Below are 20,571 nucleotides of genomic sequence, written 5' to 3'. Positions count from 1 at the left end.
AGTGTTGGGGCAAGATGTGTACACGGTTCAACGCGAACCGTCATAGAGGGACAAGGAGCGAGGACCCCAGAGTGACGGAGAAGTTCAACCCCTCCTACACGCGCTACTGCGTCTGCCAGGAGCCAGTGATCGGCGAGGATGGCGCCCCGGTCCTGGACGACGCGGGCAAGCCGAAGCAGCGAAACATCGGCGCTACCTGCCCCAAACTCAAGGAGAAGAAGCACGGGAAGTGGAGTCTGTACTTCGAGCTGGAGGCCGGCGAAAACGGTGACCGGCGCCGTGTCCGCCGGCACGGGTTCGTCACCAAGGACGCGGCAATGAAGAAGGCGGCCGAGCTCTACCGGGAGGCCGTCAAGGGCACCGACATCCTCAGCGACGCTACCGTGGCCGAGGACCTGGACGCGTGGATCGCTCGCAAGAAGCGGCTCGCCCGTACGACGACGCACGGGTACGAGGATCACATCCGGCTGTACCTCAGGCCTCACCTCGGGCACATCAAGCGGCGCGACCTCAAGCTCCGGCACATCGAGGCGATGTTCACGGCGATCGAGCGGGAGAATGCCGAGCGGCTTCTGCACCACGCGCGCATAGTCGAGCTGACGGAGGCGCGCGACGCGGCACACACGGCGTGGGTCAGAGCCTCCGGGAAGACGGAGGAGCGTCGCGTCAGGCGCAGCGCGTATCTGGATGCGAACGCGGCGCTCCGCGAGGGCAGCAAGGGGCGGCGGAAGATCACCTCGGTCAACACGATGCACCGCATCCTCGCGACCTTGAAGTCCTTCATGTCGGACGTCATCAAGCGCGGCGACTACACCACCAACTGGGCCAAGATGGTGGAGCTTCCGCCGGTGAAGAAGCCCACGGCGCTGGTCTGGACGCCAGAACGCGTCGCCGAGTGGAAGCGGACGGGCCAGAAACCGTCCCCGGTGATGGTCTGGACTCCGGAACAGACGGCCGACTTCCTCGCCTTCATCGCGTCCGACCGGTTCGTTGGGCTGTGGAACGGGCTCATCTTCAGGGGACCGCGTCGCGGGGAGATGTGCGCGCTGCCCCCGTCGGAGGTCAGCCTGTACTCACCGGTGCAGTACTTTCGGATCTCGGCACAGGTCGTCGAGATCGCCTACCGGGTGTACGACGAAGCGCCGAAGCAGGACAGCGTCCGCACCGTCACCCTCGACGCCGGCACCGCCGAGCTCTGGGTGGAGTTCGACACGACGCGCGCGAAGGAGCGCGAGGCATGGAGCGAGGCCCACGCCTACGTCGAGAGCGACCGCTTCTGGGTACACGAGGACGGCAAGCCCCTCCACCCGGACTGGATGAGCCGGAGGTTCAACCGTCTCGTTGAGCTGTCCGGGCTGCCCCCGATCCGACTGCACGACACCCGGCACCTGTCAGCGGCACTGGCCCTGCTCGGCGGGGCAAAGATGAAGGTCGTCCAAGCGCGACTGGGCCACAAGTCGTTCCAGATCACGTCCGACACCTACACGACGGTCCTCCCACAGCTCCTGGACAACGAGGCCGAAACCACCAGCTCAGTCGTCCCCCGCCCGCAGCCCGGCTCGACGACAGCCTCCGCGAACGGCAGCTCACGCAATCCGGGGACGTGTGCCGCTGATCACGCCGCTCGGGACCCTGCCGAGGGGCCGCAGGTGACGCCGGACGAGGCCACCGATGCGCCAAACGAGGGATTCGGGCGCGTCGCGTGACCTGCGTCCAACCACTGTCCAATCAGGTGTGATTTCCTGCCTAGGACGGGCCGCCAAGACCCTTCGCGCTCTCGCCTGACCGACAAAGTGCCTGGTCAGAACGATTTTTCCTGGTGGGGCGGGTGGGACTCGAACCCACGGCCGACGGATTATGAGTCCGCTGCTCTAACCGGCTGAGCTACCGCCCCGTACGGTGAGGCGCGTACAGGTGTGCGCGCCGTCTGCCGCAGCATAGCCGCTCATACGATCTCCTGCTCCGGATGATCGGCTCCGCTCGACCATGAAGACCGCGCCGCGCCGCGCATGGTTCCCCGAGACGCGAAAAAGGACCCCGAAGGGTCCTCTTCCGTTCGCTCCCCCGGCTGGACTCGAACCAGCAACCCTCCGGTTAACAGCCGAATGCTCTGCCAATTGAGCTACAGGGGATCGCGCTCCCCCGACTGGACTCGAACCAGTAACCTGCCGGTTAACAGCCGGCTGCTCTGCCAATTGAGCTACAGGGGATTGCTGCGTTGCACCGAACGTACCCACTCCGGATGCTCCGGGCGGGCGGTTGCTCGCTGCGACACATACATTAGCGCAAGCAGGGGGGTGCTCCGCCAATCGGTATCGCCGTGGGCACCAGCGATGCATCAGTGAAGCTCTCCAGGGAAGGTGGTGGCCATGCGATACAAGATGACGTTCGTCGTGGGACTCGCCCTCGGTTACGTGATCGGCACGCGTGCCGGACGCGAGCGCTACGAACAGTTGAAGAAGTCCGCGAAGGACATCAGCCAGAACCCGGCCGTGCGCAACGCGGCCGAGTCCGCCGCCCAGACCGGACGCCAGGTCGCGGGCAAGGCCGCGCACGTCGTGGGCGACAAGGTGGGCGACAGGCTGCCGTCCTCGGTGACCGACCGGCTCCAGACCCTGCGCGGGAACGGGCGGTCCAACGGGAAGGTCGCGGAGGACGACTGGGGCACCAGCAACACCTGAACCGCCCCACGTGCGGCAGAATCATGTGTCATGGGGATAGTCGCCGGACTCGACAGCTCAGCGGAGTTCACACGCATCGTCGTCTGTGACACGGACACGGGTGCCGTACTGCGGCAGGGATACGCCCCTCACCCGGGCGAACCCAAGGCCGTCGACGTCGACCCGCAGACCTGGCTGCTCTCGCTCGGGGAGGCCGCCACCGGCGGCATCCTGGAGGGCGTGCAGGCCATCGGCGTGTCCGCGCAGCAGCACGGACTCGTACCGCTCGACGCGCAGGGCGGTCTGGTGCGGCCCGCGCTCGTCCGCAACGACAAGCGGGCCCAGGTCGCGGCCGCCGAACTCGTGGAGTCGCTCGGCGGCCGCGAGGCCTGGGCCGAGGCCGTCGGCTCCGTGCCCGGCGCCGGGCAGCCGGTCGCCAAGCTGCGCTGGCTGGCCCGCACCGAACCCGAGCACGCCCGGCGGATCGCGCTGCTCCTCCAGCCGCACGACTGGCTGGTCTGGCAGCTCCTCGGCCGGCCCGCCCGGCGCACCACCGACCGCGGCGCCGCCTCCGGCACCGGCTACTGGTCGGCCCGCACCGGCGCCTACCGCCCCGACCTGGTGGAGCTGGCCCTGGGCCACCAGGCCGTGCTGCCCGAGGTCCTCGGCCCGGCCGAGGCGGCCGGCACCACGCCCGAGGGGCTCCTGATCTCCGCCGGCACCGGCGAGACGATGGCCGCCGCGCTCGGCCTCGGTCTCGGCCCCGGCGACGCGGTGGTCTCGCTCGGCGCCTCCGGCTCCGTGATGGCCGTCCACCACGAGGCCCTCTCCGACCCCCGGGGCATGATCACCTCGTTCGCCGACGCCACCGGCATGCACCTGCCCGTCGTCCACACCACCAACGCGGTGCGGGCGCTGCGCGGCACCGCCGAGATGCTGGGCCTCGAATCGCTCGACGAGCTGTCCGCGCTCGCCCTGAAGTCGACGCCGGGCGCCTCCGGGCTCGTCCTGCTCCCGTACCTGGAGGGCGAGCGGACCCCGAGCCTGCCGCACAGCGCGGGCACGCTCAGCGGGCTGCGGCGCGAGTCGATGAAGCCCGAGCACCTGGCGCGGGCCGCGTTCGAGGGGATGCTCTGCGCGCTCACCGACGCCATGGACGTCCTGCGCGGGCGGGGCGTCGAGGTGCGGCGGGTCTTCCTGCTCGGCGCGGCGGCCGCGCTGCCGGCCGTGCAGGCGCTGGCGCCCGCGCTGTTCGGCGCGCAGGTCGTCGTCCCCCAGCCGGCCGACTACGCGGCGCTCGGCGCCGCACGGCAGGCCGCCTGGGCGCTCGGGGTGGCGCGGGGCACGCTCTCGCCGTCCGCTCCCCCGGCCTGGCAGGGCGCCGCCGCGCAGATCCTGGAGCCGGGCGACGAGCTGGCCGCGGGCCAGGCCGTACGGCAGCAGTACGGGGCGACGCGGGACCAGATCCACCCGGGTGCGTTCGGCTCACAGGCCGGTTCGCACGCCGGTTCGTAAAGTCTTCACCAGGGCTCGGCCCGCACCCCGAAACGGAGTCGTAACGCCTCGGGGGTGCGGGCGATAGTAGGAGCCGTGCTCATAAGACTTCTCCGAACCCACCTCGGCCCCTATCGAAAACCCATCACCCTGCTCGTCCTGCTCCAGTTCCTGCAGACCTGCGCGAGCCTCTACCTGCCGACCCTGAACGCGGACATCATCGACAACGGTGTCGTCGCCGGGGACACCGGATACATCCTGCGCTTCGGCGCCCTCATGGTCGGCGTCTCCGTCGTCCAGGTCGTCTGCAACATCGGGGCCGTGTTCTACGGCGCCCGGACCGCCTCCGCGCTCGGCCGGGACGTGCGCGGCGCGGTCTTCGACCGGGTGCAGTCGTTCTCCGCGCGGGAGCTGGGGCACTTCGGCGCGCCCTCGCTGATCACCCGTACGACCAATGACGTGCAGCAGATCCAGATGCTGGTCCTGATGGCGTTCACCCTGATGGTCTCGGCGCCCATCATGTGTGTCGGCGGCATCGTGATGGCCCTCGGCCAGGACGTGCCCCTCTCGGGCGTGCTGCTCGCGGTCGTGCCGATCCTCGGGGTCTCCGTCTCGCTGATCGTGCGCAGGATGCGGCCGCTCTTCCGGACCATGCAGGAGCGGCTCGACACGGTGAACCGGGTGCTGCGCGAGCAGATCACCGGCAACCGGGTGATCCGGGCGTTCGTGAAGGACGGGTACGAGGAGGAGCGGTTCCGCGGCGCCAACGCGGAGCTGACCGACGTGTCGATGGCGACCGGCCGGCTGATGGCGCTGATGTTCCCGACGGTGATGACCGTCGTGAACATCTCCAGCGTGGCCGTCGTCTGGTTCGGCGCGCACCGCATCGACAGCGGCGGGATGCAGATCGGCGCGCTGACCGCGTTCCTCGCGTATCTGATGCAGATCGTGATGGCGGTCATGATGGCCACCTTCATGTTCATGATGGTGCCGCGGGCCGAGGTCTGCGCGGAGCGTGTCGAGGAGGTCCTCTCGACCGAGTCCAGCGTGGTGCCGCCGGCGGACCCGGTGCGGACCCTCGACCGGCGGGGGCATCTGGAGGTCCGGGGTGCGGACTTCCGGTACCCGGGTGCGGAGGAGTCGGTCCTCAAGGAGGTCGGGCTCGTCGCCCGGCCCGGTGAGACCACCGCGATCATCGGCTCGACCGGCAGCGGCAAGTCGACCCTCCTCGGACTGGTCCCCCGGCTCTTCGACGCCACCGGCGGCGAGGTCCTCGTCGACGGCGTCGACGTCCGCGACCTCGACCCCGAACTCATGGCCAGGACCGTCGGACTCGTCCCCCAGAAGCCCTACCTCTTCTCCGGAACCGTCGCCACCAACCTCCGCTACGGCAGACCCGACGCCACCGACGACGACCTCTGGCACGCCCTCGAAGTCGCCCAGGCCGCCGACTTCGTACGGAAACTGGAGAACGGGCTGAACGCCCCCGTCGCACAGGGCGGCACCAACTTCTCCGGCGGCCAGCGGCAACGGCTCGCCATCGCGCGGACCCTCGTGCAGCGGCCGGAGATCTACCTCTTCGACGACTCCTTCTCCGCGCTCGACTACGAGACGGACGCCCTGCTCCGGGCCGCGCTCGCCCGGGAGACGGCCGACTCCACCGTCGTGATCGTCGCCCAGCGGGTCTCGACCATCCGGGACGCCGACCGGATCGTCGTCCTCGACGAGGGCCGGGTGGTCGGCACCGGACGGCACCGGGAGCTGATGGCGGACAACGAGACCTACCGGGAGATCGTGCTCTCCCAGCTCACCGAGGCGGAGGCAGCCTGATGGCCGGTCCTGGCGGACGCATGATGGCCGGTGGCGGCCCCGACCAGCGGTCGATGGACTTCAAGGGTTCGGGCAAGCGGCTGATGAGGCAGCTGGCGCCCGAGCGCGGCGCGCTCTGGGCGATGCTGATCGCCTGTGTGCTGTCGGTGGCGGCCTCCGTGGTCGGCCCGAAGATCCTCGGCAAGGCGACCGACCTCGTCTTCGCGGGCGTCGTCGGGCGCCAGATCGAGGGCGGCACGAAGGCGGAGGCGATCGAGAACCTGCGTGCGGCGGGCGACTCCGGCATGGCGGACATGCTGTCCGGGGTCGACTTCACGCCGGGGCGGGGGATCGACTTCTCCGCCGTCGGCGACGTGCTGCTCGTGGTCCTCGCCGTGTACGTGGCGGCGGGCCTGCTCATGCTGGTCGCCACCCGCCTGTCGATCACGGTGATCAACCGGACGGTCTACCGGATGCGGGAGGACGTCCAGACGAAGCTGGCGCGGCTCCCCCTGTCGTACTTCGACAAGGCGAAGCGCGGTGAGGTGCTGTCGCGGGCGACCAACGACATCGACAACATCTCGCAGACCCTCCAGCAGTCGATGGGCCAGCTGATCAACTCGCTGCTCACCATCGTCGGCGTCCTGGCGATGATGTTCTGGATCTCACCGCTGCTCGCGCTCGTCGCCCTGGTGACGGTGCCGGTCTCGGTCCTCGTCGCGGCGAGGATCGGCAAGCGCTCGCAGCCGCACTTCGTCCAGCAGTGGAAGTCCACGGGCACGCTCAACGCGCACGTGGAGGAGATGTACAGCGGGCACACGCTGGTGAAGGTCTTCGGCCGGCAGGCGGAGTCCGCGCGGGACTTCCGCGAGCAGAACGAGGCCCTGTACGAGGCCGGGTTCAAGGCGCAGTTCAACTCCGGCGTCATGCAGCCGGTGATGTTCTTCATCTCGAACATCAACTACGTCCTGGTGGCCGTCGTCGGCGGTCTGCGGGTGGCGAGCGGCACGCTCTCCATCGGTGACGTGCAGGCCTTCATCCAGTACTCGCGCCAGTTCTCGATGCCGCTGACGCAGGTCGCGTCGATGGCGAACCTGGTGCAGTCGGGCGTCGCCTCGGCCGAGCGGATCTTCGAGCTGCTCGACGCCGAGGAGCAGGAGCCGGACGCCCCCACGAGCGTGACGGGGGCGCCGTCGGCCGGCGGCCGCGGCACGAGCGGCCTCAAGGGCAGGGTCGCCCTGGAGGACGTCTCCTTCCGCTACGAGGCCGACAAGCCCCTCATCGAGGACCTGTCGCTCTCGGTGGAGCCGGGGCAGACGGTCGCGATCGTCGGCCCGACGGGGGCGGGCAAGACGACCCTGGTGAACCTCCTCATGCGGTTCTACGAGGTGACGGGCGGCCGGATCACCCTGGACGGGGTGGACATCGCGAAGATGCCACGGGAGGAACTGCGGACCGACATCGGCATGGTCCTCCAGGACACCTGGCTCTTCGGCGGCACCATCGCGGACAACATCGCGTACGGCGCGACCCGCGAGGTGACCCGGGCGGAGATCGAGGAGGCGGCGCGGGCCGCGCACGCCGACCGGTTCGTCCGCACCCTGCCCGACGGGTACGACACCGTCCTCGACGACGACGGGGCGGGGGTCAGCGCGGGCGAGAAGCAACTGATCACCATCGCGCGGGCGTTCCTCTCCGACCCGGTGATCCTCGTCCTCGACGAGGCCACCAGCTCGGTCGACACCCGTACCGAGGTCCTGATCCAGAAGGCGATGGCGCGCCTGGCCCACGGGCGCACCTCGTTCGTGATCGCGCACCGGCTCTCCACGATCCGGGACGCGGACGTGATCCTGGTGATGGAGAACGGCTCGATCGTCGAACAGGGCACGCACGAGGAGCTGTTGTCGTCCGGCGGGGCGTACGCCCGGCTGTACGCGGCGCAGTTCGCGCAGGCGGTCGCGGAGGTCGACTGACCTGCGGGCCCGCCCGTTCCGCGAAGTGATCGACTCACCGGTGACCCGTGTCGCATGATGTGCGGCATGGGTCACATAGCCAAGAATTCCTGGGTGCCGTCGGTCACCCTCCGCGTGGGAGCCGAGGGCGTGGACGTGGCGGCGCTGCTGCTCGGCGCGGACAGCCGGGTCCGGGGGGACGCGGACATGGTCTTCGACGGGCAGCCCGCCCATCCTTCCGGCGCGGTACGGCACGAACCGGGTTCACTGGTCCTGGCGTTGCACGAGGTGGAGGCGGACGTCGAGCGGATCGTGATCGCCGGTGCGGCGGACGGCGGCGCCCTGACGGCGGTCGCCCCGGACGGGGCGGCCGTCGCCTCGTACACGGTGCCGGGCACACCGGACGCGACCGCCGTCGCCTTCGCGGAGTTCTTCCGGGAGTCGGGCGGCTGGAAGTTCGGCGGGATCGGGCAGGGGTACGGCTCCGGGCTCGCCGGGCTCGTCACCGCGTACGGGGTGGAGGTGGCGGAGGAGGAGCCGGCACCGGCCGCCTCCGGACCGGTCCCGCTGACCGGGGTGGTGAAGGTGCCGGGGCGGACGCCGTCCACGGGCGGCTCGCCCGCCGCCGAGGAACCGGCCGGGACGCCGACGCCCGTCACGGCGGGGCCGTTCCCGCCCGCCGACCGGCCGTACGAGCTGGTCGAGGGCTGGGATTTCGGGCCTGTCTTCGAACCGGTCGTCTTCGAGGGCGTCGGCGACGACGTGATCACCCTCGACAGCCGTGTCCAGCCCGGCCCCGTCCTCGTGGAGCTCGCGCACGAGGACGGCGGATACGTCGGTCTCTTCCCGCTCGACAGGCGGAACAAGGAGGGGGAGTACGTGTTCAACACCACCCTGCCCGACTTCCGGGCCAGTTCGGTCGTCGCCACCCCCAAGGACCGGTCGCTGCGGTTGAAGCTCGCCGGGGAGAACCGCTGGGTGCTGCGGGTGAAGCCCGTCGCCGCGGCCCGCCGTCTCGAGGGCATGCTGAGCGGCTACGGCCCTGAGGCGTTCCTCTACCTCGGCGGCGGCGCCGACCTCCGCGTGGACTTCAAGGGCGAGCCCGACGGCGGCGGCGGCTACGTCGGCATCCAGAGCTACGGGGTCCGGGGGCGCTCCGGGGGCGGGCTGCCCGACTCGGATCTGCTCCTGAACACGACCGGGGCGCTGCGGCGGACGGTCCCGGTCCCGCAGGGGCCACAGCTGCTGCTGTTCAGCGCGGACGGCCCGTGGACCCTCACCGCCACCGAGGTGAACCCCTAGTCCAGATAGCCGCGCAGCTGGTCCGCGTAGGCGTGGTCCCGCAGCTTGTTGAGGGTCTTGGACTCGATCTGGCGGATGCGTTCGCGCGTCACGCCGAAGAGGCGTCCTATCTCCTCCAGGGTGCGGGGCCTGCCGTCGTCGAGGCCGTAGCGGAGCTGGACCACCTTGCGTTCGCGCTCGCCGAGGGTGGAGAGCACGTCCTCCAGGTGGCGGCGGAGCAGCAGGAACGCGGCGGACTCGACCGGTGAGGCGGCGTCGCCGTCCTCGATGAGGTCGCCGAGGGCCACGTCGTCCTCCTCGCCCACGGGGGCGTGCAGGGAGACGGGTTCCTGGGCGAGGCGGAGCACCTCGCCGACCCGCTCGGGGGCCACGTCCAGCTGGGCGGCGACCTCCTCGGCGGTGGGTTCGTAGCCGCGTTCCTGGAGCATGCGGCGCTGGACGCGGATGACCCGGTTGATCAGTTCGACGACGTGCACGGGGACGCGGATGGTCCGGGCCTGGTCGGCGAGGGCCCGGGACATCGCCTGGCGGATCCACCAGGTGGCGTACGTGGAGAACTTGTAGCCGCGCGCGTAGTCGAACTTCTCGACGGCCCTGATGAGGCCGAGGTTGCCCTCCTGGACGAGGTCCAGCATGGTCAGGCCGCGGCCCACGTACCGCTTGGCGACGGAGACGACGAGGCGGAGGTTGGCCTCGATGAGCTTGCGTTTGGCGATCCGGCCGAGGACGACGAGCCGGTCGAGGTCGCCGGCCAGCCGGGAGTCCAGGTCGGGGGTGTTGGCGAGTTTCTCCTCCGCGAACAGCCCGGCCTCGACCCGGCGCGCGAGGTCGACCTCCTCCTCGGCGGTGAGCAGCGGGATGCGGCCGATCTCGCGGAGGTACTGGCGGAAGAGGTCGGTGGAGGGCCCGTTGCCGCCGGGGTCCGGGCGGCGGCGCTGGGGCGGGACGGCGGGCTCCTCCACGTCCTGGCCGGGTTCTGCCTGGTTCTGCGTCACGGTCCGGGTCTGCACGGCGGGCGACCTCCAGAAGGGGCGGAACGGCACCGTCATCCAGTGTGGGGTACGACACATCGCCGCCACGAGGGGCGTGCGGTGACTTTTTGAGACCGGGGGGTGACGGAACGTGCGTCAGAGGGCGGCGGCGCCGTTGTTCCTCAGGGACTGCCCGTACTGGGTGAGGACCCAGAGTTCGTTCTGGACGGCCGCGAGCCGCTCCGGGTCGCCCTGGGCGCCGAGCCGGGCCAGGGTGCCCTGGACCTCGCGGATGCGCCGGTCGACGGCGCGGAGCCGGACGGTGACGAGCTGGTCGCCGGCGTAGGCCTCGTCGACGGTCTTGGCGAAGATCGCCTCGACGGCGAGTTCGGTGACGAGGGCGCGCACGGTGTCGTTGGGCGCGGCCTCGCGGACGGTGGCGAGGTAGTCGGCGGGGGCTCCGGTGGCGCCGCCGGCGTCCTGGACGCACTGGCGGACGGCCGCGTAGGGCGGGGCGGTGAACTCGTCGGCCCCGTAGGCGTCGAAGGCCGGGGAGACCAGTTCGGGCCGCTGGAGGGCGAGCTTGAGGAGTTCGCGCTCGGTGCGGTGGGCGGGGCTGCGCAGGTTGAGCGCGGGCCCGGTCTGGCCGCCGGCGGGTGTGCCGGCCGTCGCCTGGGTCTCGTAGCCGCGCCGGGGGGCCTGCTGCTGGGCGGGGCCCTTGCCGCCGCGGTCGCGGGCCCAGCGGGCGAGCTGGGCGACCCGCTTGACGACGAACTGGGTGTCGAGGATGCCGAGCATGCCGGCCAGCTGGACGGCGACCTCGTGCTGCGCGCCGATGTTCTTGATGCGGGCGACGACGGGCGCGGCCTCGTCGAGGGCGGCGGCGCGGCCGGCCGGGGTCTCCAGGTCGTACCGCTTGACGATCTGGCGGAGGGCGAACTCGAAGAGCGGGGTGCGGGGCTGGACGAGCTCGGCGACGGCCTGGTCGCCCTTGGCGAGCCGCAGGTCGCAGGGGTCCATGCCGTCGGGGGCGATGGCGATGTACGTCTCGGCGGCGAACTTCTGGTCGTCCTCGAAGGCGCGCAGGGCGGCCTTCTGGCCGGCGGCGTCGCCGTCGAAGGTGAAGATGACCCGGGCGGAGCCGTTGTCCATGAGGAGACGGCGGAGGATCTTGATGTGGTCGCCGCCGAAGGCGGTGCCGCAGGTGGCGATGGCGGTGGTGACCCCGGCGAGGTGGCAGGCCATGACGTCGGTGTAGCCCTCGACGACGACGGCCCGGCTGACCTTGGCGATGTCCTTCTTGGCCAGGTCGATGCCGTAGAGGACCTGGGACTTCTTGTAGATCGGGGTCTCGGGGGTGTTGAGGTACTTGGGGCCGTTGTCGTCGTCGCGGAGCTTGCGCGCGCCGAAGCCGACGATCTCGCCTCCGACATCCTTGATCGGCCACATGAGGCGGCCTCGGAAGCGGTCGATGGGGCCCCGGCGGCCGTCCTGGGAGAGTCCGGAGAGGATCAGTTCCTTGTCGGAGAAGCCCTTGCCGCGCAGGTAGCGGGTGAGGTGGTCCCAGCCGGCCGGGGAGTAGCCGACGCCGAAGTGGGCGGCGGCGGCCTGGTCGAAGCCGCGCTCGGCGAGGAACTTGCGGCCGATCTCGGCCTCGGGCGAGTCGAGTTGGCCGATGTAGAACTCGGCGGCGACCTTGTGGGCCTCGACCAGGCGGATGCGCTCCCCGCGCTGGTGGCCGGGGTTGTAGCCGCCCTCCTCGTACCTGAGGGTGATGCCCGCCTTGGCGGCGAGGCGCTCGACCGTCTCCGAGAAGGAGAGGTGGTCGATCTTCATCACGAAGGCGATGGTGTCGCCGCCCTCCTGGCAGCCGAAGCAGTGGAAGAGCCCCTTGCTGGGGCTGACCTGGAAGGAGGGCGACTTCTCGTCGTGGAAGGGGCAGAGGCCTTTGAGGTTTCCGCCGCCCGCGTTGCGGAGCTGGAGGTACTCGGACACGACGGCGTCGATCGGGACCGCGTCCCGGACCGCCTTCACGTCGTCATCGTTGATCCTGCCTGCCACGCATGAAGTCTACGTGCGGGCGGAGGTGATCAGATCAGGCTCTCCAGGGGGACGGAGGGGTCGGCGAGGGCGTCGGTGTCCACGGCCGTACGGGAGCGGATGAGCTGCTGGACGGTCTCTGTGACGTCCCACACGTTCACGTTCATGCCGGCGAGGACCCGGCCCTCCTTGAGCCAGAAGGCGATGAACTCGCGCTTGCCGGTGTCGCCGCGGACCACGACCTGGTCGTACGAGCCGGGGGGCGCCCAGCCGGAGTACTCCATGCCCAGGTCGTACTGGTCGGTGAAGAAGTAGGGCACACGGTCGTAGGAGACGTGCCGGCCCAGCATGGCGCGGGCGGCGGCGGGGCCGCCGTTGAGGGCGTTGGCCCAGTGCTCGACGCGGAGCCGGGTGTGCAGCAGCGGGTGGTGGGCGGCGGCCACGTCTCCGGCGGCGAAGACGTCGGGGTCGGAGGTGCGCAGCGACTCGTCGACGGCGATGCCGCCGCCGTCGGCGCGGTCGACGAGGGCGAGCCCGGAGTTCTCCGCGAGGGCGGTGCGGGGGGCGGCGCCGATCGCGGCGAGCACGGCGTGGGCCGGGTGCTCCTCGCCGTCGTCGGTGCGGACGGCGAGGACCATGCCGTCCTGGCCGACGATCTCGGTGAGCCGGGCCCCGAAGTGGAAGCGGACGCCGTGGTCGCTGTGGAGGTCGGCGAAGAGCTGGCCGAGTTCGGGGCCGAGGACCCGGTACAGGGGGGTGGGGTCGGATTCGACGACGGTGACCTCGGCGCCGTAGCCGCGGGCGGCGGCGGCCGCCTCCAGGCCGATCCAGCCGGCGCCGGCGATCACCAGGTGGCCGTTGTCCCGGCCGAGGGTGGCGAGGACCTGGCGGAGCCTGTCGGCGTGGGCGAGCCGGCGCAGGTGGTGGACGCCGGCGAGTTCGGTGCCGGGGACGTCGAGGCGGCGGGGCTCGGAGCCGGTGGCGAGGAGCAGCTTGTCGTAGCGGATGACGGTGCCGTCGCCGAGGCGCACGGTGCGGGCCTCACGGTCGACGGCGGTGACGGACTGCCCGAGGTGCAGTTCGATGTCGTGGCCCGCGTACCAGGCGGCCTCGTGGACGAAGACGCCGTCGCGTTCCTTGGCGCCCGTCAGGTACCCCTTGGAGAGGGGTGGGCGCTCGTAGGGGTGGTCGCGTTCGTCGCCGATGAGGATCACCCGGCCGTTGAACCCTTCGGCGCGCAGGGTCTCCGCCGCCTTGGCCCCTGCCAGGCCCCCGCCGACGATGACAAAGGTCTGATCTGCGTCGACCACGTCGTTTCCTCCTCTTTGCGACCGCTTCCAACCTACGCCCCCGGGCGTTCGTCGGGCCGTACCGCCTCGGGGCGTGCATGCGAGCGTCCCGCACGCGGGGTGGCGGCGGAAGAGGGCCGACTCAGCCGTGGTGCGGCCGGAGGTGGGTGTGGAGGGCGCGGGCGGAGGCGTCGGTGAGGGAGGCGATCTGGTCGACGATGACGCGCTTGCGGGCCCGGTCGTCGCGCGCCGCGTCGAAGAGGGACCGGAACTGCGGTTCGAGTCCGTCGGGGGCGCGGGCGACGAGGGCCTCGGCGAGTTCGGCGACGACGACGCGCTGGTCGGCGCGGAGGGCCTCCTGTTCGGCGCGCTGCATCACGTACCGGTCGGCGACGGCCTTGAGGACCGCGCACTCGTTGCGGGTCTCGCGGGGGACGACGAGTTCGGCGCCGTAGCGGGTGAGCCGGCCGGAGCCGTAGGCGTGCCGGGTGGCGCCCTCGGCGGAGAGGGCGAACCGGCCGATGAGCTGGCTGGTGGCGTCCTTGAGGCGGGACTGGGCGACGGCCGAGCCGTCGTAGCCGTGCGGCCACCACTCCTGGTCGAGGAGCCGGTCGAGGGCCTCGGCGAGCTCCTGCGGGTCGGTGTCCTCGGGGACGTAGCGGCCGATGGCGACGGCCGCGATGTCGGCGCGCTCGGGTTCGGCGAGGAGGAGGTTGGGGTCGATGTGCCCGGCGTGCAGGCCGTCCTCGAAGTCGTGGACCGAGTAGGCCACGTCGTCGGCCCAGTCCATGACCTGGGCCTCGAAGCACTTGCGGTGGCCGGGGGCGCCCTGCCGGATCCACGCGAAGACGGGCAGGTCGTCCTCGTACACGCCGAACTTGGGCGAGCCGGGGTCCTGGGGGTGTCCGCCGCGCGCCCACGGGTACTTGGTGGCGGCGTCGAGGGTGGCCCGGGTGAGGTTGAGCCCGACGCTGACCAGCTCCCCGTCGGCGTCCTTCACGAAGCGCTTGGGTTCGATGCGGGTGAGGAGGCGGAGCGACTGGGCGTTCCCCTCGAAGCCGCCGCAGTCCTTGGCGACGTCGTTGAGCGCCTGCTCGCCGTTGTGCCCGAAGGGCGGGTGGCCCATGTCGTGGGAGAGGCAGGCGGCCTCGACGAGGTCGGGGTCGCAGCCGAGGGCGGCGCCGAGCTCCCGGCCGACCTGGGCGCACTCCAGGGAGTGGGTGAGCCGGGTGCGGGGGCTGGCGTCCCAGGCGTGTCCCCGGGTGCCGGGGGTGACGACCTGGGTCTTGCCGGCGAGCCTGCGGAGGGCGGCGGAGTGCAGGACGCGGGCGCGGTCGCGCTGGAAGGCGGTGCGTCCGGGGCGTTTGTCCGGCTCGGCGGCCCAGCGGTCGGTCGCGGCGGAGTCGTAGCCGGGGGTGTCGGTGACGCCGGTGCCGTCAGTGCCGTAGGTGCTCTCTGCGATGCCTTCCATGCGTCGACGGTAACCGGAGGGGCCGACAGAAGCGCTCAGACGGCGACGAGTTCCCGCCTGGGGGTGGTGGTGCGGCCGGCCAGGGCCCGGTCGTAGCGGTGGAGGACGAGGCGGGCGAGGGCCGGGTGGGCGCCGAGCGGGGCGGAGGCGATCCAGGGGGCGTGGTCGGCGGCGCGGGTGGCGAAGAGTCCGGGGGCGGTGAAGCAGGAGGCGACGGCGACCCGGTGGCGGCCCCGGGCGGCGAGCGCGCGGACGGCCTCGGGGACGGTGGGCGCGGCGGCGGAGGCGTACGCGGGGACGACGGGGACCCCCCCGAGCCGCTCGCCGAGGAGGGCCGCGATCCGGCGGAGTTCGGCGCCGGAGCGGGGGTCGCGGGAGCCGGCGGAGGCGAGGACGACCCCGGCGGTGGGGGAGGTGCCGGCCGCCGCGTCCCAGCCGGCCCGCGCGAGCCGGTCGGCGAGGGCCTCGACGAGGAGGGGGTGGGCGCCGAGGGGGTCGGCGACGCGGGCCCGGAGGGCGGGCTCGGCGGCGAGGGCGGCGGGCAGGTCGTGGGTGACGTGGTGTCCGGGGGCGAGGAGCAGGGGGACGAGGACGGCGCCGCGGCCCTCGGCGGCCAGCTCCGCGAGGGTGGTGTCGAGGAGCGGGGTGTTCAGTTCGATGTGCGCGAGCCGTACGTCGAGTCCGGGCCGGAGCTCACGGACCCGGTCGAGGAGCCGTCCGAGGGTGGCGCGGGCACGGGGGTCCCGGCTGCCGTGGCCGACGGCGACGAGGGTGGGGCGGGCCGGGGCGGAGAGGGCCGGGGGCTTCTCCGCGAGGGCGGGGACGGGCGCGGCGGAGAGAGCCGGCGCCGGGAGGGCCGGGGGCTTCTCCGCGAGGGCGGGGACGGGCGCGGTGGGACCGGGTGTGTTCATGGGCGGCGGAACCTCCTGCTCGTGCTTCCGTGGCCGGTGGCCGTACGGACGCACGTGGCCGAGCTGGGACCCGAGCTGCTCGGTGATTCTGCCGAGCAGCTCGGCGGCGTGGGCGAAGGTGCTGTCCGGCTCCGTCATGAACCGATCCTGCGGCCCCCAGGTTGCCTGCCCGTTGCACGGGGGTCACGGCTGTTTTCCGTGACCTCACGGGCCTCCGCCGCGCGGTGTCAGGCGTCCAGCCAGACCCGGAGCGGGCCGGTCTCCCGGAAGCCGGCGGCGAGGGCGGGGGCGAGGTCGTCGCCGGACTCGTAGCCGACGACGGTGCGGTCGTCCGCCACCAGGCACAGGCAGCCGTCCCAGACCCGGGCCGGGTCCGTGTCCCCCGTGGCGAAGAGGTTGGAGACGCCGGTGACGCTGCCGCTCGCGCTGAGGACGGCTCCGCCGAGGATCCGGCCGTCGGCCGCGTACCCGGCGGCGACGGTGGTGGAGGGGTCGGCGAGGAGTCCGGGGCGGAAGAGCGCCGCCTCGTCGGCGTCGCCGTCGCTCCAGGCGAGGGCCCAGGCGGCGAGTTCGTCCGGGGTGCGGACGGCCCGCCAGTCGCCGGTGGCCGGGGGGACCGGAAGACCCGCCGGGCGGTGGATCCAGGTGGCCTCGAAGAGGAGGCGGAAGCCCTCGGCCGTCAGGTCGAGGCGGGCGAAGCTGTCCTTCACCGAGGCGCCGGGGGTGCCGCGGTCGATGCCGGGGAGGACGTCCTTCACGTCCGCGTCCCCGGTCAGCGTCACCGCGTCGGGGTAGTAGAGCGGGGTGCGGCGGTCGTTGGTCCAGGCGCGGGGGCCGAAGGCGCCGGGCCGGCCGTGGGCGGCGCACATGGCCCGGCACCATTCGGCGTTGTTGCGGACGGCCTCCGCGAGGACGGCATCGATGATCACGCGCGGATCGTACGGCCCGGACGCTCCTCACCTCCCCTCTTTTCTCCTTCCGAATCACGGAATATCTTTTCCACTATGAGAATGTCCCCCGCGTCGCTCCCCCGACGCGTCGCCGCCGAGTTCATCGGCACCTCCGCCCTCGTCGCCGTCGTCGTCGGCTCCGGCATCCGCGCCGACTCCCTCAGCCAGGACATCGGCGTCCGGCTGCTCGCCAACGCCGCCGCCTCTGCCCTCGGCCTCGGCCTGCTCATCGCCCTCATCGGGCCGCTCTCCGGCGCCCACTTCAACCCCGTCGTGACCCTCTCGGAGTGGTGGTCCCGGCGCTCCGGGCGCGCGGGAGGGCGCGAGGTCCTCGCCTACATCGCCGCCCAGCTCGCCGGAGCCGTCACGGGGGCCCTGCTCGCCGAGGCGATGTTCGGGCGGACGCCCGGCGCCTGGGCCACCGAGCCGCGCGCCGCGCTCCACCTGCTGCTCGGCGAGGCCGTCGCCACCGCCGGGCTCGTCCTCGTCGTCCAGGGCCTGCGCCACATCGGCCGCCCGGCCCTCGCGCCGGTCGCGGTCGCCGGCTACATCGGCGCGGCGATCTGGTTCACCTCCTCCGGCTCCTTCGCCAACCCGGCCGCCACCGTCGGTCGCGCCTTCTCCGACTCCTTCACCGGGATCGCCCCCGCCTCGGTGCCCGCCTTCGCCGCCGCCCAGCTACTCGGGATGCTCCTCGGGATGGTCCTGGCCGGTGTGTTGTACGGAACACGCGGGGCCTCCGGCGAACCGAACGCCGCCGACGCGCGTCGGACGGGGTGACGGACCGGCACCGGTCCGCGACCGCGATCCTCGGAGGTTCCCGCATGCGGGCACGGCTCACCCGGTTCCCACCCCGCTCCACCCGGGCCCGCCGCCGTACCGTCCAGGCCGTGATGGTGGGCGCCGTCCTCGCGCTCACCCCCGTCACCTGGATGCACACCGCCGCCGCCGGGAAGCTCCGCACCACCGCCGACGTGCCCGCCCGGGACGTCGGCGTCGTCTTCGGCGCCGGTCTGTGGAACGGGCGCCCCACCCCGTACCTCGCGCACCGGCTCGACACGGCCGCCGAGCTGTACCGGACGGGCAAGGTGCGGGTCCTCCTCGTCACCGGCGACAACAGCCGGACCGCGTACGACGAGCCCAGCGCCATGCGCGCCTACCTCACCGAGCGCGGGGTGCCCGACGGCCGGATCGTCAGCGACTACGCGGGCTTCGACACCTGGGACTCCTGCGTCCGGGCCCGGAAGGTCTTCGGTGTCGACCGGGCCGTCCTCGTCACCCAGGACTTCCACATCAAACGGGCCGTCGCGCTCTGCGGGCGGGCGGGCGTCGACGCGTACGGGGTCGGCGTCCCCGAACCCCACGACCGCACCTGGTACTACGGCACCACCCGGGAGCTGTTCGCGGCGGGCAAGGCCGCCCTCGACGCCGGACTGCGCCCCGACCCGCACTTCCTCGGGCCGCGGGAGAGGGGCGTCACCGAGGCACTGGCCGCACCCCACGGGACGCCGTAGCCCCGGCCCCCTCGGCGCCGGCCTCACCCCACGGCCCCCCGGGGGCTGAGCGGAGGGCAGCGCGCCCGTAATCAGCCGCGTCGCCCCGCGTAACACGGCTGACCCACGCTGGCGCCATGTCCGAGTCCACCGCCGTTCCCACCCACTGCCCCTACTGCTCCCTGCAGTGCGGCATGTCGCTCCGCCCCACCGGCGTCCCGGAGCTGCCCGCCGAGGTGGTCGACCGGACCGACTTCCCCGTCAACCGGGGCGCGCTGTGCGGCAAGGGCCGCACCGCCCCCGCCGTGCTCTCCTCCCGGGTCCGGCTCACCGAGCCCCTGGTCCGATGCCCTGACACGGGGGCGCTGGCGCCCGCGTCCTGGGAGGAGGCGCTCGCCGCCGTCGCCGACGGGCTGCGCCGGACCCGCGCCGACCACGGTCCCGATGCCGTGGGGGTCTTCGGCGGCGGCGGCCTCACCAACGAGAAGGCGTACACGCTCGGGAAGTTCGCCCGGCTCGTCCTCGGCACCTCGCAGATCGACTACAACGGACGCTTCTGCATGTCGTCGGCGGCGGCCGCGCACGGCAGGGCCTTCGGGCTCGACCGGGGACTCCCCTTCCCGCTGGAGGACATCCCGAGGACCGGGTGCGTCGTCCTCGTCGGCTCCAACCTGGCCGAGACCATGCCGCCCGCCCTGCGCTACCTCACCGAGCTGAAGGAGAACGGCGGCAGGCTGATCGTCGTCGACCCGCGCCGCACCCGCACCGCCGAGCAGGCCGATCTCCACCTCGCGCCCCGCCCCGGCACCGACCTGGCGCTCGCCCTCGGCATGCTGCACCTGGTCGTCGCCGAGGGGCGGGTGGACGAGGAGTTCGTCCGGGAGCGGACCGCCGGCTGGGAGGAGGCGCGGGCCGGGGCCATGTCCCACTGGCCCGAGCAGGTCGAGCGGATCACCGGGGTGTCCGTGCCGAAGCTGCGCGAGGCGGTCGCGATGTTCGCCGACGCCGACAACGCCATGGTGCTGACCGCCCGCGGCCCCGAGCAGCAGTCCAAGGGCACCGACACCGTCGGCGCCTGGATCAACCTCTGCCTCGCCACCGGGAACGCGGGCCGGCCGCTCAGCGGCTACGGCTGCCTCACCGGCCAGGGCAACGGCCAGGGCGGCCGCGAGCACGGCCAGAAGGCCGACCAGCTGCCCGGCTACCGCAAGCTCGACGACCCCGCCGCCCGCGCGCACGTGGCCGGGGTGTGGGGCGTGGAGCCGGAGTCCCTGCCGGGGCCCGGGCGGAGCGCGTACGAGCTCCTCGACGCCCTCGGCGGAGACGTGCGGGCGCTGCTCCTCATGGGCTCCAACCCGGTGGTCTCCGCGCCGCACGCCGCCCACGTCGAGGGGCGGCTGCGCTCGCTCGACTTCCTCGCCGTCGCGGACGTCGTGCTCTCCGAGACCGCCGCACTCGCCGACGTCGTCCTGCCCGTCACCCAGTGGGCGGAGGAGACCGGCACCATGACCAACCTGGAAGGGCGGGTGCTGCTGCGCCGCCGCGCCCTCACCCCGCCCGCCGGGATCCGCACCGACCTGGAGGTCCTGCACGCCCTCGCCGCACTCCTCGGCTGGGAGAAGGGCTTCCCGACCGACCCGGAGGAGGTCTTCGACGAGCTGCGCCGGGCCTCCGCGGGCGGCCCCGCCGACTACGCGGGCATCAGCTACCGCCGGATCGAGGAGGAGCAGGGCGTCTTCTGGCCCTGCCCCGAACCGGAGCACGCGGGGACGCCCCGGCTGTTCCTGGACCGGTTCGCGACGCCCGACGGGCGGGCCCGGTTCGTGCCGGTGGTGCACCGGCCCGCGGCCGAGGAGACGGACGCCGACTACCCGGTCCTGCTCACCACGGGCCGCGTCGTGTCCCAGTACCAGTCGGGCGCGCAGACCCGGCGGGTCGCCGAACTGAACGCGGCGGCGCCCGGCCCCTTCGTGGAGCTCCACCCCCGGGCGGCCGAGCGGCTCGGCGTGACCGAGGGCGAGCGGATCGCGGTGGTCTCGCGGCGCGGCCGGGCCGTCGCACCGGCCCGGATCACCACCGCGATCCGGCCGGACACCGTCTTCATGCCGTTCCACTGGGCGGGCGAGGGCCGGGCCAACACCCTGGTGAACCCGGCGCTCGACCCGGTCTCCCGGATGCCCGAGTTCAAGGTGTGCGCGGTCCGTCTGGAGCGGCTCTGACGCCCGCCGG

15 protein-coding genes and 3 tRNA genes are annotated in these 20,571 nt (G+C 72.4%); 9 read left to right on the top strand and 9 right to left on the bottom strand.

Annotation, left to right across the window (positions count from 1 at the left end; genetic code table 11):
- The first annotated feature begins 14 nt into the window (after positions 1-14).
- A complete protein-coding gene (locus ACRRSS_RS06035; protein ID WP_435970172.1) occupies positions 15-1,706 on the top strand; it encodes a tyrosine-type recombinase/integrase in 1,692 nt (563 codons plus the stop codon).
- Between the two features lie 111 nt (positions 1,707-1,817).
- On the opposite strand, the gene ACRRSS_RS06030 is transcribed toward ACRRSS_RS06035, so the two are convergent.
- The 3 genes from ACRRSS_RS06030 to ACRRSS_RS06020 form a co-directional block, all read right to left on the bottom strand.
- Positions 1,818-1,894, bottom strand: a tRNA-Ile gene (locus ACRRSS_RS06030).
- 165 nt (positions 1,895-2,059) lie between these two features.
- A tRNA-Asn gene (locus ACRRSS_RS06025) sits at positions 2,060-2,132 on the bottom strand.
- A 5-nt stretch (positions 2,133-2,137) separates the two neighbouring features.
- Positions 2,138-2,210 (bottom strand) — tRNA-Asn (locus ACRRSS_RS06020).
- 159 nt (positions 2,211-2,369) lie between these two features.
- On the opposite strand from ACRRSS_RS06020, the gene ACRRSS_RS06015 reads away from it, so the two are divergent.
- From ACRRSS_RS06015 to ACRRSS_RS05995, 5 genes are all read left to right on the top strand, one after another.
- Positions 2,370-2,681, top strand: coding sequence for a YtxH domain-containing protein (locus ACRRSS_RS06015; protein WP_435970171.1), 312 nt, complete (start codon positions 2,370-2,372; stop codon positions 2,679-2,681).
- A 30-nt stretch (positions 2,682-2,711) separates the two neighbouring features.
- The gene (locus tag ACRRSS_RS06010) at positions 2,712-4,175 is read left to right on the top strand and encodes an FGGY family carbohydrate kinase (protein WP_435970170.1); all 1,464 of its coding nucleotides are present in this window, start codon (positions 2,712-2,714) and stop codon (positions 4,173-4,175) included.
- A gap of 75 nt (positions 4,176-4,250) precedes the next feature.
- Positions 4,251-5,984 carry an ABC transporter ATP-binding protein gene (locus ACRRSS_RS06005; protein ID WP_435970169.1) on the top strand — a complete coding sequence of 578 codons (1,734 nt, stop codon included), beginning with the start codon at positions 4,251-4,253 and terminating at the stop codon, positions 5,982-5,984.
- On the top strand, positions 5,984-7,936 hold the full coding sequence (locus ACRRSS_RS06000; protein ID WP_435970168.1) for an ABC transporter ATP-binding protein: 1,953 nt from the start codon (positions 5,984-5,986) through the stop codon (positions 7,934-7,936). Before ACRRSS_RS06005 ends, ACRRSS_RS06000 begins: the two co-directional genes overlap by 1 nt.
- A 66-nt stretch (positions 7,937-8,002) precedes the next feature.
- Positions 8,003-9,217, top strand: coding sequence for a TerD family protein (locus ACRRSS_RS05995; protein WP_435970167.1), 1,215 nt, complete (start codon positions 8,003-8,005; stop codon positions 9,215-9,217).
- Here the strand turns inward: ACRRSS_RS05995 and ACRRSS_RS05990 are convergent.
- The 6 genes from ACRRSS_RS05990 to ACRRSS_RS05965 all read right to left on the bottom strand — a co-directional run bounded on the left by ACRRSS_RS05990 (position 9,214) and on the right by ACRRSS_RS05965 (position 16,828).
- A complete protein-coding gene (locus tag ACRRSS_RS05990; RefSeq protein WP_435970166.1) occupies positions 9,214-10,266 on the bottom strand; it encodes an RNA polymerase sigma factor in 1,053 nt (350 codons plus the stop codon). The genes ACRRSS_RS05995 and ACRRSS_RS05990 overlap by 4 nt on opposite strands.
- A gap of 78 nt (positions 10,267-10,344) precedes the next feature.
- Positions 10,345-12,249: a DNA primase gene (gene dnaG, locus ACRRSS_RS05985; RefSeq protein ID WP_435970165.1), complete on the bottom strand. Its 1,905-nt coding sequence runs from the start codon at positions 12,247-12,249 to the stop codon at positions 10,345-10,347.
- Between the two features lie 29 nt (positions 12,250-12,278).
- Positions 12,279-13,538 carry an NAD(P)/FAD-dependent oxidoreductase gene (locus ACRRSS_RS05980; RefSeq protein WP_435970164.1) on the bottom strand — a complete coding sequence of 420 codons (1,260 nt, stop codon included), beginning with the start codon at positions 13,536-13,538 and terminating at the stop codon, positions 12,279-12,281.
- A gap of 121 nt (positions 13,539-13,659) precedes the next feature.
- On the bottom strand, positions 13,660-14,988 hold the full coding sequence (locus ACRRSS_RS05975) for a deoxyguanosinetriphosphate triphosphohydrolase (RefSeq protein WP_435970163.1): 1,329 nt from the start codon (positions 14,986-14,988) through the stop codon (positions 13,660-13,662).
- A 35-nt stretch (positions 14,989-15,023) separates the two neighbouring features.
- Complete coding sequence (locus tag ACRRSS_RS05970) at positions 15,024-16,037, bottom strand: sirohydrochlorin chelatase (protein WP_435970162.1); 1,014 nt, start codon at positions 16,035-16,037, stop codon at positions 15,024-15,026.
- An 89-nt stretch (positions 16,038-16,126) separates the two neighbouring features.
- Positions 16,127-16,828: a hypothetical protein gene (locus tag ACRRSS_RS05965; RefSeq protein ID WP_435970161.1), complete on the bottom strand. Its 702-nt coding sequence runs from the start codon at positions 16,826-16,828 to the stop codon at positions 16,127-16,129.
- Between the two features lie 75 nt (positions 16,829-16,903).
- On the opposite strand from ACRRSS_RS05965, the gene ACRRSS_RS05960 reads away from it, so the two are divergent.
- The 3 genes from ACRRSS_RS05960 to ACRRSS_RS05950 all read left to right on the top strand — a co-directional run bounded on the left by ACRRSS_RS05960 (position 16,904) and on the right by ACRRSS_RS05950 (position 20,561).
- Positions 16,904-17,629 carry an aquaporin gene (locus ACRRSS_RS05960; RefSeq protein WP_435970160.1) on the top strand — a complete coding sequence of 242 codons (726 nt, stop codon included), beginning with the start codon at positions 16,904-16,906 and terminating at the stop codon, positions 17,627-17,629.
- A gap of 44 nt (positions 17,630-17,673) precedes the next feature.
- Positions 17,674-18,363, top strand: a complete 690-nt coding sequence (locus tag ACRRSS_RS05955; protein WP_435970159.1) for a SanA/YdcF family protein — start codon at positions 17,674-17,676, stop codon at positions 18,361-18,363.
- Between the two features lie 116 nt (positions 18,364-18,479).
- Positions 18,480-20,561: a molybdopterin oxidoreductase family protein gene (locus ACRRSS_RS05950; RefSeq protein ID WP_435970158.1), complete on the top strand. Its 2,082-nt coding sequence runs from the start codon at positions 18,480-18,482 to the stop codon at positions 20,559-20,561.
- Positions 20,562-20,571 lie beyond the last annotated feature (10 nt).

It is taken from the genome of Streptomyces sp. Qhu_M48, assembly GCF_051305195.1.
Classification (GTDB): domain Bacteria; phylum Actinomycetota; class Actinomycetes; order Streptomycetales; family Streptomycetaceae; genus Streptomyces.
This window is presented reverse-complemented; position numbering and strand designations above follow the sequence as displayed.

Coding starts and splice junctions, on each gene's coding strand:
- ACRRSS_RS06035 (WP_435970172.1), top strand. CDS start 15: ATGTGTACACGGTTCAACGCGAACCGTCATAGAGGGACAAGGAGCGAG.
- ACRRSS_RS06015 (WP_435970171.1), top strand. CDS start 2,370: ATGCGATACAAGATGACGTTCGTCGTGGGACTCGCCCTCGGTTACGTG.
- ACRRSS_RS06010 (WP_435970170.1), top strand. CDS start 2,712: ATGGGGATAGTCGCCGGACTCGACAGCTCAGCGGAGTTCACACGCATC.
- ACRRSS_RS06000 (WP_435970168.1), top strand. CDS start 5,984: ATGGCCGGTCCTGGCGGACGCATGATGGCCGGTGGCGGCCCCGACCAG.
- ACRRSS_RS05995 (WP_435970167.1), top strand. CDS start 8,003: ATGGGTCACATAGCCAAGAATTCCTGGGTGCCGTCGGTCACCCTCCGC.
- ACRRSS_RS05990 (WP_435970166.1), bottom strand. CDS start 10,266: ATGACGGTGCCGTTCCGCCCCTTCTGGAGGTCGCCCGCCGTGCAGACC.
- ACRRSS_RS05975 (WP_435970163.1), bottom strand. CDS start 14,988: ATGGAAGGCATCGCAGAGAGCACCTACGGCACTGACGGCACCGGCGTC.
- ACRRSS_RS05970 (WP_435970162.1), bottom strand. CDS start 16,037: ATGACGGAGCCGGACAGCACCTTCGCCCACGCCGCCGAGCTGCTCGGC.
- ACRRSS_RS05960 (WP_435970160.1), top strand. CDS start 16,904: ATGAGAATGTCCCCCGCGTCGCTCCCCCGACGCGTCGCCGCCGAGTTC.
- ACRRSS_RS05955 (WP_435970159.1), top strand. CDS start 17,674: ATGCGGGCACGGCTCACCCGGTTCCCACCCCGCTCCACCCGGGCCCGC.
- ACRRSS_RS05950 (WP_435970158.1), top strand. CDS start 18,480: ATGTCCGAGTCCACCGCCGTTCCCACCCACTGCCCCTACTGCTCCCTG.